Here is a 14,207-nt window from a genome sequence, read left to right on the forward strand (position 1 = left end):
TGTTGGCATTCTACCAATTTGTCACTGATACTACTTGACTATTCTTGAATATTGAGCTAATTCTTTCAGGAATTCGACTTGTGGGTGAAGTATATATTATTGGGCTGATAGCTCAATTTTTTAAGTAGTTTAAATTTAGTCCGTTCAGCATAGACTCCTGAACAAGTGACACAGTGGCTAAACCACTTGTAGGCAAAAAACTATAATTTGATTTCACAGAGCGAGTAGCTCAGGCAGGAATATATGGATCATTACTCCTTTTTAGCTTCTGGCAGTCATAAAAATCAACTATACAGAGATGAGCAGAAAAATACTGTATATACAAAAACTGGAGTTAAAGATAGTAGTAAATCTCAGGTTGAAGACAGCTATTTACGGTCTTGTGCTTTAAAGTTAGCTCACCAAGGAGATTACACTAAAGCGATCGCTTTGTTAAGCCAACTCATTGACAGTGATCCTCACAATGCAGTCGATTACAACAACCGGGGTCTAATTTATTTTCAAAGTGGTGAATCGCAAAAAGCACTGCATGACTACAATACAGCAATGCAAATAAATCCTAAGTTAGCTAGTGCTTATAATAACCGAGCTAATTACTATGCTGCTTGTGGGGAGTTAACAGCAGCACTAGCTGATTATGATCAGGCTTTAGATTTGAATCCCCGTCATGTTCGCGCTTGGATTAACCGGGGTATTACCCTGCGTGATTTGGGGCAATATAAGGAAGCAATTGATAATTTGGAAATTTCACTGCTGTTTGGTCAACTACAAGGTCACATTTGGGCTGAACGTGGCAGGACTTATCATTTGTGGGGTGACTGGAATTGTGCGATCGCAGATTATTACCGCGCCCTGACACACATAAGCTCTTTAAACACCAAGGAAGATGTTTCTAGTTATCGCCTCCGGTTACAACTAGAAAATTGGTTAAATGAATTGCTGTTTCCCCAAAAAACAGATTGGTAGATTTTTAACAAATTCAAAATTAAAATAATTCTTAATAGTGCTATAGTGCTGACCACAGGCTACGCTAACGCAATTCGTAAGCCGTTGATGCTAAATATTATATTTAGATGTCAGCATTACAACCCTTTTGGTGAATAAATAATTTTTCACTCTTTTTCAGCACTTTATTTTTAGCTGTCTGGGGAGTTATTGAGATAAAATTTTGATCTAAAAAGCTGGCCTTTTAAGGTATAAAATCCCTCACTCAGAAGAACTTTAATTCCTACAAATGCCGCTTTATAGACTAATTGTTCAATAAATCTGGCGTAGATTTTTGTAAAAAACTCAGAATTATCAAAAACCTAAAATTTGCCTCACGGTATGGAATCTGATTTTTCATCATCTTTACGATCTGGATCAATCAGTACTATTTGCCTCTGGCTGGGATCAAAACGATATGATTGCTCTTGTCTGATACTCTTAGCTTGGCGGGGATCAAAATTGCGGCTAAATTCAGCCCTTAAATTATTAACACGTCCTTCCATTAACTTGACTTCTGTGCGGATTTCTCGCAACTTGTCTTGCTGTAGCCAGTGATAAGGTAAAAGCTGTACTAGAGCAGATACTGCTGCTGTAAGAATAACCAAATTAACAGTTATTTTGGCAGTGGTTTCTATTGCCATTATCTGGTAAGAACGCTGGCGAAGATGTTTTTTTGGTCGGGGTACAGAACGACGCTGTTTTTCTGGCTGTAGCGGGGGTCTGGATGGTTGAAAGGCGTTCATGATGCTAAAAAGAGCCTCGCTGATTGAAGGGCAGCACCGTCAAAAGCAAACTGGCGCTAATTTCGGCTTGATTTAGCTGCCATATTACTTCATTTTTTGGAAATTTCTACAAGTATTACATTATTAAAAAAGATACCTGGCATACTTAGGTACATTTTTCTAGAAACTTTTGGCTCAAAGTCATAAGAGTCTAGACACTGTAACCTGTATTGCCAGGATCAATTAGTCTTCTGAGCGTGTCACATCTGGGTGTTATTTGTAAAGTTCAGTAGCTAAACGCCAAGCCAAAATGCCTGGAATTAGAGCCACAGCTAGAGCGATGTACACTTGAGTATCTGATATGGACATGGTGGAAACCCTCTTAAACGTCAAACTATGATGATTAACACTTCCTTTACTACTTTTCCCTGTTTTGCCAAAATTGGGGAATATCTTGTTACAAGATGCAACAAAAACATGATTTGGAGTCAGGAGTCAGGAGTCAGGAGTCAGGATGAAGAATATTTTTCTCCCTCATCTTCCCTATTCCCTATTCCCCATTCCCTGTAACCTATGACTTTGTACTTGGGTATTGATTTTGGTACATCTGGCGCACGAGGTGTAGTGATTAATGAAGAAGCTAGGATATTGTCCCAAATGCGTCATCCTTGGACATTAGTAACTGATTGGGTAAATTGCTGGGAGAAGACTTTATGGAGCCTTCTAGAGGGAATTTCAGAGGAATGGCGGCGAGAAATTGGTGCGATCGCTATTAACGGTACTTCTTCCACAATTTTGCTCACAGATGCCACTGGTAAACCTGTAGATGATCCCCTATTGTACAACGATGCACGGGGATCAATGATGATAAAGGATTTGAGCAGTATTGCACCTCCAAATCACACGGTTTTAAGTGCAACTTCTAGCCTCACCAAACTCTTATGGATGCAACAACTACCCACTATTAGTCAAGCTAGATATTTACTACATCAAGCTGATTGGTTAGCGTTTTTATTGCATGGACAATTAGGTATTAGCGATTATCACAACGCCTTAAAGCTGGGTTATGACGTAGAAAAATTGCAATATCCAGAATGGTTAGAAAAATTGCCAATACAGGTTCATTTACCGCAAGTTTTAGCCCCTGGTACTCCCATTGCTGAATTACGTCCAGAAATTGCGGCTAGATTTGGTTTTAGCCGTGATTGTCTAGTATGTGCAGGCACAACAGATAGCATTGCGGCTTTTCTGGCTAGTGGGGCAAAATTACCAGGAGAAGCTGTAACTTCATTAGGTTCAACGTTGGTACTCAAACTTTTGAGTCGTACCCGTGTAGAAGATTCACAATATGGAATTTACAGCCATAAATTAGGTGATTTGTGGCTAACTGGTGGAGCTTCTAATACGGGAGGTGCAGTATTAAAAAAATTTTTCAGTAATGACGAGTTAATCAACTTAAGTCGGGAGATTGATCTATCAAAAGAAAGTGAGTTAGATTATTATCCATTATTGAAAGAAGGCGATCGCTTTCCCATTAATGATCCCCACCTACCTCCAAGACTAGAACCCCGTCCAGATCATCCTAGAGAATTTTTACATGGATTGTTAGCAAGTATGGCAAAAATTGAAGTGCGGGGATATGAATTATTACAGCAACTAGGGTCTGACAAATTAATTCGTGTTTATACTGCTGGTGGTGGTGCAGCAAATTCTACTTGGACAGTTATTAGAGAAAAGTATTTAAAAGTTCCTACATTTTCCTCTGTGAATACCGAAGCAGCTTATGGAACTGCCCTTTTAGCGATGCGTGGTATTAAGAGAGAAAAATTAAATTGAGACTTACAGCATCAGGATAGTCAAACTATTATTTAAGGAATTGGTGAACCTAATAAGCTGTTAGAGTGAAAATAAAAAACCCTTGCCATAATGGGTAGGAGTTAATCCTGAACTAATCTGTTCACTAAAGACTGAAGATTCCCTATGTTAACAGGCACAACTTTACAAAGTGGAAAATATAGTATTATCCAGGAAATAGGCCGGGGCGGATTTGGTATTACCTTTAAAGCTATGCATCACTACTTGGGCCAAGAGGTAGTGATGAAAACTATCAATGAACGACTGCGACAAAACCCTGATTTTCCCAAATTCGAGCTACAATTCCAAGACGAAGCCAGAAGATTAGCCACTTGTGTCCATCCCAATATTGTTCGGGTTAGTGATTTCTTTGTTGAGAATGGGCTACCTTACATGGTGATGGAATATATTCCTGGGGAAAATTTAGGTGAAGCATTTGTTTTACCAGGAATATCACTACCAGAAGAAACAGCAGTTCATTACATCCGCCAAATTGGTGCAGCATTACAGGTAGTACATAAAAATGGTTTGCTACACCGAGATATTAAACCTGATAATATCATCCTCCGCCAAGGAACTCAGGAAGTAGTGCTGATTGATTTTGGTATTGCTAGGGAATTTAATAGTGGTGTTAGACAAACTCACACAGGTTTAGTGAGTGAAGGTTATGCACCGATTGAACAATATTTAACCCAAGCACCGCGTACTCCAGCTACTGATGTTTATGGTTTAGCAGCAACTTTATATGCACTGTTAACAGGACAAGTTCCCATACCAGCATTATTGAGAGATAGAGAACCAATGCCTTCTCCCCGTGAATTACAACCTCACTTGAGCGCATATATTAATCAAGCCGTAATGCGGGGTATGGCGGTTGAGTCTCGGTTTCGTCCTCCTACAGTAGCAGAGTGGCTGCAATTACTACCAGGAATTGGGTTAGAGATAACACCGCAAATACTCACTCAACCAGCACCGACTATAGATTTATCCACTCAACAGTCAGAAAATTTGCTCAAAACAGTTGCACCTGCTTCTATTCCTACACCATCATTAACAGGGAAGTTAACAGGGTTATCTCAAAAAATTGGTACTAAGGCATTTATCGGTGTTGGTGTCATCTTAGTTGCTACTACGGCAGGATTTAGCATCACTAAAATATTGCCCAAATCTCAGTTGCAGTCAGATCCCACACCACTTGTTGAACAACCTACTCAAGAATTTACCACGCCAAAAACTGTTGTTGAAAATCAACCCTCACCTCAGAATCAAGAAACTCGAACTTTCTCAACCCGTAAATCGACATCTGTCTCTAGTGATGTGAGTGAAAGACGCAAGCGTAACCAGCGTGTTTCCCCAGAACCAACTCCTGATAGTGATAGTGATAGTGTTTCTGATCAGATTTCTCCAGAAAAATCGCCTCAAGATAACTCTCGCAAATTCTCACCCCGCAAAATTCAGCAACCCGCTTCTACACCTGTTGTTACTCCTGCACCTTCCCTACTTGAGAAACTAAGGGAAGTCCAATCGTCTCCTTCAGATGCCTCGGCACCATCTTTAGAAAATACCTCACCCGTTAAAATTGAGAATAACGACTCTCCTAAACCTTCTGCATCTAAAAATTCTGTAGTTATACCCACAGCACCACCACCTAAAAATTCTGTAGTTATACCCGCAGCACCACCAGCAGAATCGAAAAGTTCAGATTCTTCTGCGGTAGTTGTTCCCACGCAGGATATAAAATCCAATTCGGCTTCAGAAAAATCAGAAAGTGAGAGTAATTAGCTCAATTTTGGTTTTGATTCAAAACAATAATTTCTCCTTTTTCATCAATTTTGAGCATATTATCGGGAAAATCATGATTATTTAAATAACGTAGCAGTCCAACGGTTCGGAAATATTGATCAATTTGTGGGATACCTTGGCGATTTAAATGAATAGGAATAATTTTACTGGATACTAAGTTTCCCTCCGAGTTGAGTTTTACTTCTAAAATCATTGAGTAACCTGTTTGGGCATTTGTAGATAAAGTCCGATATCCTAAAAAGTTACCTAAAGAATAAGCAATAATTTTTTCTTTGTAAATTTCTATTGCTCTGGGAACATGAGGCCCATGTCCTAAAACCAAATCTGCTCCTGTATCAATCATTGTCCGGGCAAATTTTAAGGAATTACCTCGGTTTTCACCATAAAAGAATTCTGTTTTATCCTTTACGTGTAAAGCGCTGGTTCCTTCTGCTCCAACTTGCATCGACACAATGACGATTTTGGCGTTGTTTTTGGCTTCTTCTACCAGAGCTTTGGCTGCTTCTAAGTTGTGAATAGAATTATATAAGTCATAAGTTGTAAAGCCAATCATCGCAATTGGTATTTGATTAGCTTCTAAATAAAGGATTTGATTTTTATGACCTAATGTTTTTATACCCGCAGTTTCTAAATTTTTAATTGTATCTCGCTGTCCAATTAGACCAAAGTCCATTGTGTGGTTGTTAGCAATATTGAATACATTAAAACCAACTTCGGCAAATAATTGAGCATAAGCGGGTGGTGAACGAAAAGCAAAAGTTTGTCCGCGACTGATATCTTTGGAACTGTAAGGATGGTTAGTTAAGTTGCTTTCAAAGTTACCAAATAAAATATCTGCTCCTTGTAAATAGGATCTGACGGATGTTGGTAGTAGCTGATTGGGATTCCGTGGCAATCTATAATTAGGAAAATTCGTACCAGGTATGATATCCCCAACTGCTTTAATGGTGATTGTTTGCTCTTCATCACCTGAGCTAGGAATCGAATCGGGAGTGAATACAGGAATCTCTGTGGCAGCAGCATTTGATTGGTGTATTTTTCCAAACCTGATTGTTACTCCTAAACTAATACCGAGACAAAAGCAAACACTCAGAAAACTCCAAGCAAATAATTGCATCTGGCTACGACTTGCCATTTGTCACTCCTCAAACACTGGCATTAGTCTAACTCAAAATACTGTGATGTAAAGGTATCCTTTCGTTTGCTTGCCAAAAATTCTGACTGACTCACAAACAAATAGTACTAAGGAATATTTTAACTATTGTCTTAAGTATTTATAAGTAGATAAACTCATTTTCATTTCTATGAGTGAAAATGAGCTAATATCTTTGATGTATAGCTCCATTTTGTTATGTCTATAATTTCGTTTTTATCCTGGAAATATTAGTCTGGTTTATGATTTTCTCTTGAATATCTTTTTTCTTTATCTGTTAACCTCTCCAGGTGGTGTTCATTCTTATTGCTTCTTATTGAGAATAGGTTTTGATGACATTTTTGGTGATTTACTGCTTCTCAAATGCCTTTTTTCACTGTATATGTCTGTTTTTATGCTAACTTTGATTTTTTATCTCCGTAATTTCCCTTTGGGACAGTTTGGGGTGCGGAATGTAGGTTTCTATAATCTGAACTGATACTAAATTTTTAGATTCACAACAGAGTTTACATTCCTGTGCTGAAGAGATAAAAGCCGATTCTAACCCATAATTTTTGGTAGTAATTGGGTTTTTTTGGTGTATATCTTCCAGCATATTGCCAAAAAATAGGAGAAATAACTATGACAATGACAGGACTAGATACCTTTGACGCTACAGTGCAGAAGACAATTCCTTGGATTAATGAGTTAGCGAAAGAATTGGGATGGGAAAATAAACATCAAGTTTTCCAGGGGTTGCGAGCTACATTACACGCGTTGCGCGATAGCTACGCTAACCAAAGGTACGCTTAACAGTAGAAGAAGCTGCTCATTTAGGAGCGCAGTTACCAATTCTATTGGGTGGATTTTACTATGAAAATTGGCGACCAGGGGCGAAAATGATCAAGGATCGAACGAAGGAAGAATTTCTCAACCATATCCGTGACTACTTCCGCAATGTTAACGCTGATATTGATCCTGAATCTTTAGTGCGTGCTGTCTTCAAAATCATGGCTCAACGAGTTTCCTCAGGAGAAATTGAAGATGTTATTAACATGATGCCACCTGCATTGCGAGAGCTTTGGCCAGAAACAGTTCGCAGATGAAAAAATCAACGGAGAGGGGGGGATTCGAACCCCCGTTGAGTTACCCCAAAACGCATTTCGAGTGCGTCACCATCAACCACTCGGACACCTCTCCAAATTTTCTATTCACAAAGTTTAGTGAACAATAGATAAATTATTATATCACATTATATCATCGAATGATGGCTTTACCAGTGGCAGCTATCCCGATGCCTCGACTTGTTACAAACTGGAAGCCTTATTTTCTGTAACTTGAATAAAAGCTTCAAATTCACCCTTGGGAGTCCATTGAATAGCCCCATCTCTACCAGTGAAGAACAGTTTAGTTTTTTCTAGACTTAAAGCAGATAAAGTTTTGCTATCAAGAGTATTAGTCGTAGCGATAGCTACTTGTGGTTTCAGTGCAACAACCAAATCTTGCAAAGATTCCGATGGACACCAAAGCACTTGCGGACTAGATAAATCACCAGTTTTCATCAACTGTTCTATTTGTTGAGATTTGACACTACCTACTAATAACCAATTTTGTCCAAAAACTTGCAATCGTAAAATTGGTAATTTCTCATTCATAAATTGGGAAATACTAGAACTAGTATTCACTATTTGCCCTAATCCTAAAGGCTGATAAATTCCCTCATACTTTTGTAGCTTCTGTTGAATTGCTTGAGTTGCAATATTATTGTTTGGCTGGGAAGCATAAGCATAAAAATTCTTAATAGGTAAACTTTGCAGAACTTCTAACCAAGCATCATTTTGATTACCTAAGAAATTACTGGCAATTGCTGAATCAATTTTATTAACACCTTGCTGTTGTAGAAATGGTAGAATTGTGAAGCGTCCTGTACCTTCATCTCCACTATTAATCAGAGTGACTTTTCCTCTATCTTGAATCACTAAAACTGGTTCTGTATCAGTTGCTAATAAAGTGATTCGCAATAAACTACTAGTAGAATGCCAAATAGGAATTATTACTAAAATAACAGTAATTAATCCAGCAAACCACCATCGCCGCTGCCACCATCGCAGCAACCAAGTTGATATAATTAATCCATAAATTACCAGCATTTGCCAAGTTGATATACTACCAACTGCAACTGAGCTTCCTGGCAGATTAGCAAAAAATTCTGCTAATTGAATTAACCAATGAGTTGGAAAGTACAAAAAACTTGCTAAAGTACTGCCCACATCTGGCAAAATTAAGCTTGCCAAGCTGCTAACCATTCCACCAATACTAATAACAGAAATTAATGGTGTAGTGATGATATTTAATGGCACACTGTAAACAGCTACAACACTAAAAACTTGCAATAGTAATGGTAGAGTCCAAATCGTGGCAGCTAAGGGAACAGAAATTAAAGAAGCGATCGCAGGTGGTAGCCAATCCAAACGTTTAGTTATCGGTGTTGCAGTGACAACTAACCCCAAAGTTGCCAAAAAGCTGAGTTGAAAACCTAAATCCCAAATCCAAAGTGGATTAAATAATAATAACAGCGTAGCTGCCAGCAGCAAAGATCCTAGTTGTTGAACTTTCCTTTCCAACGCCAAACCAACTAAGGCTGCAAAACCCATAATTACCGCTCTAAGTACCGCAGCTTGAAACCCCGCTAAACAAAGAAAAGTAATTAAACCCAAGGAACCAAAGATAATCTGCGTTACCTTTTTTGTACGTCTAGTTAGCTGTAAAATTACACCCAAAATCAGGGAAGTTTGAAAACCAGAAGCTGCTAAAGCATGGGCTAATCCCACCTTCACAAATAAATCGCGGATATCGTAGGGTAAATCAACAGTTTTACTACCCAAAACCATAGCACTCACCAGCGGCCCTTCAGGAACTCCTAACCAACGTACTTGCGATCGCACAATTTTTTCCCTAACCTGCCACCATCCCCATTTTCGGTTTTCATCAATCAAATTTATTTGTTTTCCAATCAAACCAGCAAATGTACCTTCCTGCTTTAAATATTTCTGAAAATCAAAAGCACCAGGGTTTGATGCAGCTTTTGGCTTGTACAACATCCCCGTCACAGCAATTTGTTGACTAGGATATAAACCAGTAGCTTGGAGTATAGGTACAGTCACATATAACTTACCCGTTACCCCTTTTGGCACACTAGCTGGGCCTTTATCATTTTTAACCTCATCTAGCTGTGTCGCTTCCAGCCAAAATTGCCCTCTCTGACTCCGCGTTAAACGAGGACTACTCGCAACTTCTCCACGTACAATCACCAATTGTTCTTGATTACTATTATTTTCCCCAGAAACAAACTGACTAATATCTTTTTCCCCTGGTTGGGGTATCCGCAATTGAAAATACAGGGTTGCTAACAATCCCACTAAACCAGCTATTAGCCAAACCCTAGGATGAGGAGTAGTTTGCGGAGTATTAGCAGATGCCTTAGCTTTAGTTACAGATTTTTCTCGTTTCTGAGCAAATTTTCGCAAATTAATATAAGTTGTCCGAAATAGAACTGCGGCTAATATCCCCAGAACTAAAATTCCTACACCACCCCAAGGAACTGCCGTCAGCAGCAACCCTAGAATATAGGCAAGACAAATAATTACGCTACTACTCTGCATCATAAAACTTTAATTGCCAAAGCACATATCTAAATTTTCTTTAACTCTTGTGGGTTGGGCATCTTGCCCGCCCTAATTATGCCCGTTAAATGTCAAACAACGGAAAATTCATAGCCGTTTGCCTTAGCAATACTGGTCTCACAAAGATATACCCAAATTAAAGCCTAATACAGCATGAACAAACAAAATCAAAAGTGCTGTACTTCCTAAATAAGCATGAACTGCACGTAACCCTGCTTTATTTCCCAAAAATCCACTCACAGAAATTGCACCATTAACCAACAGCAATAACAGCACAATTGAACCAGTCCAAAAATGAGGACTTTCAAAAAGTGGCTGATGCTGCATCACCAACGACAATACACCACCTGTATAACCACCTGCCAAGAATACAAATAACCAAGGTGCTAATTGACGATGGGCGTTTCGACTTTTAACCGCAGCATCTTTATCTTGCAGCAGTTTTCCCCGCCAACCTGCCACTCCCACAAAACTACCCACCACAAAAACCACAATTCCCATCATCAAGGGATGTCCCCAATGCACAATTGGTTCAGGAACACCCAGAGAACGAAACCAAACTGCAATAGGTTCCAAAGCTTCACTGATATTTACCATCTGACACACACCACTGTTTGTACTGTAAGCCACTACCCCCCTAGGGGGGTAAAATTTCATGCCTAATGTTCAACTTACGGGATTTTTAAGCAATGGAAAACCCAACTTCTCCCTTTGCTCAACATATAAATGAGCGACTTTTCTTGCTAAATGCCGAATCCTAGTAATGTAGCGAGTTCGTTCCGTCACCGAAATCACACCCCGTGCATCCAGCAAATTAAAAGTATGCGAACACTTAATCACATAGTCCAAACTGGGTAAAACCAGTCCTCGTTCTGTTAGCTGGCTGGCTTCCTGCTCATATATATTAAACAGAGTCAATAACATCTCAGGATTAGATGCCTCAAAGTTGTAAGTACACTGCTCAATCTCACCCTGAAGATGAACATCGCCATAGGTTATCTTATCCGTCCACTGGATCTTAGTTATGGCCTCTACTTGCTGGAGATACATCACCAGTCGCTCTAGCCCATAGGTAATCTCAATTGACACCGGACGGCAATCAATCCCCCCACACTGTTGGAAATAGGTAAATTGAGTAATTTCCATCCCATCTAACCACACTTCCCAACCAGTACCCCAAGCCCCCACCGTCGCATCTTCCCAGTTATCTTCCACAAACCGAACATCATGATCTTCTGGACGAATACCTAAAGCCCTTAAAGAATCAAGATAAATATCTTGGATATTATCTGGTGAAGGTTTAATCAAAACTTGATACTGATAATAATGTTGAAACCGATTCGGGTTTTCGCCATAGCGTCCATCTGTAGGACGACGACAGGGTTCAACATAAGCCACAGACCAAGGTTCTGGACCCAACGCTCTTAAAAAAGTATGGGGGTTTTTCGTGCCGGCTCCCTTCTCCATGTCATAAGGTTGAGCAATCAAGCAGCCACGCTCGCTCCAAAACTGATGCAATATCGCTATTACTGACTGAAAATTCACTATCTACTCTTCCTTGAGTCAACAATGCCTCAACCATTGTTGCCTAAACCCAGCATTATGAGCAGCTTTGAGGCATTAAAAAAAAGCCCAAAATTTTTTTGTCAAAGGAGTTGACAAACGAAAGAAGGTTCGATATATTGAATAAGTGCCAAAGAGAGAGCCGCGAGAGAGCAGGACTCGGAGGGACACCGAACCTTGAAAATATTATAGTTTGAAAGCCAGTATACAACAAGAGATTGTGTCAGTAAAGAAAATAACCTGACCGTGGTTGTAAAAACGGTCAAAAGAGCTTAAGAAGAACGAACCAAAATGGAGAGTTTGATCCTGGCTCAGGATGAACGCTGGCGGTATGCTTAACACATGCAAGTCGAACGGAATCCTTAGGGATTTAGTGGCGGACGGGTGAGTAACGCGTGAGAATCTGGCTTCAGGTCGGGGACAACAGTTGGAAACGACTGCTAATACCGGATATGCCGAGAGGTGAAAGATTAATTGCCTGGAGATGAGCTCGCGTCTGATTAGCTAGTTGGTGGGGTAAGAGCCTACCAAGGCGACGATCAGTAGCTGGTCTGAGAGGATGATCAGCCACACTGGGACTGAGACACGGCCCAGACTCCTACGGGAGGCAGCAGTGGGGAATTTTCCGCAATGGGCGAAAGCCTGACGGAGCAATACCGCGTGAGGGAGGAAGGCTCTTGGGTCGTAAACCTCTTTTCTCAGGGAAGAAAAAAATGACGGTACCTGAGGAATAAGCATCGGCTAACTCCGTGCCAGCAGCCGCGGTAATACGGAGGATGCAAGCGTTATCCGGAATGATTGGGCGTAAAGCGTCCGCAGGTGGCCATGTAAGTCTGCTGTTAAAGAGTCATGCTCAACATGATAAAAGCAGTGGAAACTACACGGCTAGAGTACGTTCGGGGCAGAGGGAATTCCTGGTGTAGCGGTGAAATGCGTAGATATCAGGAAGAACACCGGTGGCGAAAGCGCTCTGCTAGGCCGTAACTGACACTGAGGGACGAAAGCTAGGGGAGCGAATGGGATTAGATACCCCAGTAGTCCTAGCCGTAAACGATGGATACTAGGCGTGGCTTGTATCGACCCGAGCCGTGCCGTAGCTAACGCGTTAAGTATCCCGCCTGGGGAGTACGCACGCAAGTGTGAAACTCAAAGGAATTGACGGGGGCCCGCACAAGCGGTGGAGTATGTGGTTTAATTCGATGCAACGCGAAGAACCTTACCAAGACTTGACATGTCGCGAATCTTTCTGAAAGGAGAGAGTGCCTTCGGGAGCGCGAACACAGGTGGTGCATGGCTGTCGTCAGCTCGTGTCGTGAGATGTTGGGTTAAGTCCCGCAACGAGCGCAACCCTCGTTTTTAGTTGCCAGCATTAAGTTGGGCACTCTAGAGAGACTGCCGGTGACAAACCGGAGGAAGGTGAGGATGACGTCAAGTCAGCATGCCCCTTACGTCTTGGGCTACACACGTACTACAATGCTACGGACAAAGGGCAGCTACACAGCGATGTGATGCTAATCTCATAAACCGTAGCTCAGTTCAGATCGCAGGCTGCAACTCGCCTGCGTGAAGGAGGAATCGCTAGTAATTGCAGGTCAGCATACTGCAGTGAATTCGTTCCCGGGCCTTGTACACACCGCCCGTCACACCATGGAAGTTGGTCACGCCCGAAGTCATTACCCCAACCGTAAGGAGGGGGATGCCTAAGGTAGGACTGGTGACTGGGGTGAAGTCGTAACAAGGTAGCCGTACCGGAAGGTGTGGCTGGATCACCTCCTTTTTAGGGAGACCTAATCCATTGAGAAATCGAACACAATCAGTAATTAGATTCTTAATTGGTCTATCCTAGGTCGGTCACGATTCTTGAAGTATGGCTTTCAAACTATGATTTGGTTCATTAAGGGCTATTAGCTCAGGTGGTTAGAGCGCACCCCTGATAAGGGTGAGGTCCCTGGTTCGAGTCCAGGATGGCCCACCTGAAGCAAGTCAAAAGTTAGAAGTCAAAAGTCAAAAGTAATTATTTTTGAATTTTGAATTTTGAATTTTGAATTGTTTTTGGGGGTTTAGCTCAGTTGGTAGAGCGCCTGCTTTGCAAGCAGGATGTCAGCGGTTCGAGTCCGCTAACCTCCACATTGGAAAAGAGTCAGCAACTGACGAAGAGTCAGACTGCTGGATTAAAACCAGCCAGAACCTTGAAAACTGCATAGTAACGCGAATTAGCAGGCAGACGAAACTGAGTGCTGAATGCTGAATACAGAGTAATGAGAGAAAAACTCAAAACAGAGTAGGAAAGAATTCAGAACAGCAGAAAGTTTGCAAGTCGAAGTAAATGTAATGAAGTGGTCAAGCTAATAAGGGCTAATGGTGGATACCTAGGCACACAGAGGCGAAGAAGGACGTGGTTACCGACGAAATGCTCCGGGGAGTTGGAAGCAAACTATGAGCCGGAGATATCCGAATGGGGCA

The 14,207-nt window shown here is 41.1% G+C and carries 10 protein-coding genes, 3 tRNA genes, 2 rRNA genes and 1 pseudogene (1 of these 16 running past the window's edge); 9 read left to right on the plus strand and 7 right to left on the minus strand.

The window, feature by feature from the left end; all coding sequences use genetic code 11:
• Positions 1–243 precede the first annotated feature (243 nt).
• On the plus strand, positions 244–966 hold the full coding sequence (locus AC012T_RS17690; RefSeq protein ID WP_487060069.1) for a tetratricopeptide repeat protein: 723 nt from the start codon (positions 244–246) through the stop codon (positions 964–966).
• Positions 967–1,319: 353 nt separating this feature from the next.
• Here the strand turns inward: AC012T_RS17690 and AC012T_RS17695 are convergent, their stop codons facing one another.
• Positions 1,320–1,730, minus strand: coding sequence for a slr1601 family putative cell division protein (locus tag AC012T_RS17695; RefSeq protein WP_487060070.1), 411 nt, complete (start codon positions 1,728–1,730; stop codon positions 1,320–1,322).
• A 252-nt stretch (positions 1,731–1,982) separates the two neighbouring features.
• Positions 1,983–2,078, minus strand: a complete 96-nt coding sequence (psaM, locus tag AC012T_RS17700; protein ID WP_015141228.1) for a photosystem I reaction center subunit XII — start codon at positions 2,076–2,078, stop codon at positions 1,983–1,985.
• Between the two features lie 27 nt (positions 2,079–2,105).
• Here psaM and AC012T_RS17705 point away from each other — a divergent pair, with 27 nt between their 5' ends.
• The 3 genes from AC012T_RS17705 to AC012T_RS17715 all read left to right on the plus strand — a co-directional run bounded on the left by AC012T_RS17705 (position 2,106) and on the right by AC012T_RS17715 (position 5,345).
• Positions 2,106–2,279 (plus strand): hypothetical protein, encoded by a 174-nt coding sequence (locus AC012T_RS17705; protein ID WP_487060071.1) that lies wholly within the window; start codon positions 2,106–2,108, stop codon positions 2,277–2,279.
• A gap of 3 nt (positions 2,280–2,282) precedes the next feature.
• Positions 2,283–3,545: an FGGY-family carbohydrate kinase gene (locus AC012T_RS17710; RefSeq protein WP_487060072.1), complete on the plus strand. Its 1,263-nt coding sequence runs from the start codon at positions 2,283–2,285 to the stop codon at positions 3,543–3,545.
• A 144-nt stretch (positions 3,546–3,689) separates the two neighbouring features.
• A complete protein-coding gene (locus tag AC012T_RS17715) occupies positions 3,690–5,345 on the plus strand; it encodes a serine/threonine protein kinase (protein ID WP_487060073.1) in 1,656 nt (551 codons plus the stop codon).
• Between the two features lies 1 nt (position 5,346).
• On the opposite strand, the gene AC012T_RS17720 is transcribed toward AC012T_RS17715, so the two are convergent.
• On the minus strand, positions 5,347–6,501 hold the full coding sequence (locus AC012T_RS17720) for a CapA family protein (protein ID WP_487060074.1): 1,155 nt from the start codon (positions 6,499–6,501) through the stop codon (positions 5,347–5,349).
• A gap of 639 nt (positions 6,502–7,140) precedes the next feature.
• On the opposite strand from AC012T_RS17720, the pseudogene AC012T_RS17725 reads away from it, so the two are divergent.
• A pseudogene (locus tag AC012T_RS17725) lies at positions 7,141–7,604 on the plus strand (DUF2267 domain-containing protein).
• Positions 7,605–7,613: 9 nt separating this feature from the next.
• Here AC012T_RS17725 and AC012T_RS17730 read toward each other — a convergent pair.
• The 4 genes from AC012T_RS17730 to glyQ form a co-directional block, all read right to left on the minus strand.
• Positions 7,614–7,698, minus strand: a tRNA-Ser gene (locus tag AC012T_RS17730).
• A 107-nt stretch (positions 7,699–7,805) separates the two neighbouring features.
• Positions 7,806–10,163: a ComEC/Rec2 family competence protein gene (locus tag AC012T_RS17735; RefSeq protein ID WP_487060075.1), complete on the minus strand. Its 2,358-nt coding sequence runs from the start codon at positions 10,161–10,163 to the stop codon at positions 7,806–7,808.
• Between the two features lie 135 nt (positions 10,164–10,298).
• Positions 10,299–10,778, minus strand: a complete 480-nt coding sequence (locus tag AC012T_RS17740) for a DUF4079 domain-containing protein (RefSeq protein ID WP_487060076.1) — start codon at positions 10,776–10,778, stop codon at positions 10,299–10,301.
• Between the two features lie 69 nt (positions 10,779–10,847).
• Positions 10,848–11,726, minus strand: coding sequence for a glycine--tRNA ligase subunit alpha (gene glyQ, locus AC012T_RS17745; protein ID WP_487060077.1), 879 nt, complete (start codon positions 11,724–11,726; stop codon positions 10,848–10,850).
• Between the two features lie 306 nt (positions 11,727–12,032).
• Here glyQ and AC012T_RS17750 point away from each other — a divergent pair.
• From AC012T_RS17750 to AC012T_RS17765, 4 genes are all read left to right on the plus strand, one after another.
• A 16S ribosomal RNA gene (locus AC012T_RS17750) occupies positions 12,033–13,521 on the plus strand.
• Between the two features lie 121 nt (positions 13,522–13,642).
• Positions 13,643–13,716, plus strand: a tRNA-Ile gene (locus tag AC012T_RS17755).
• Positions 13,717–13,798: 82 nt separating this feature from the next.
• Positions 13,799–13,871, plus strand: a tRNA-Ala gene (locus AC012T_RS17760).
• Between the two features lie 211 nt (positions 13,872–14,082).
• Positions 14,083–14,207, plus strand: a 23S ribosomal RNA gene (locus tag AC012T_RS17765); it runs 2,700 nt beyond the window's last position.
• Together the 16S and 23S rRNA genes with 2 tRNA genes alongside form the textbook arrangement of a ribosomal RNA operon.

Source organism: Anabaena sp. EIM26 (assembly GCF_057568715.1).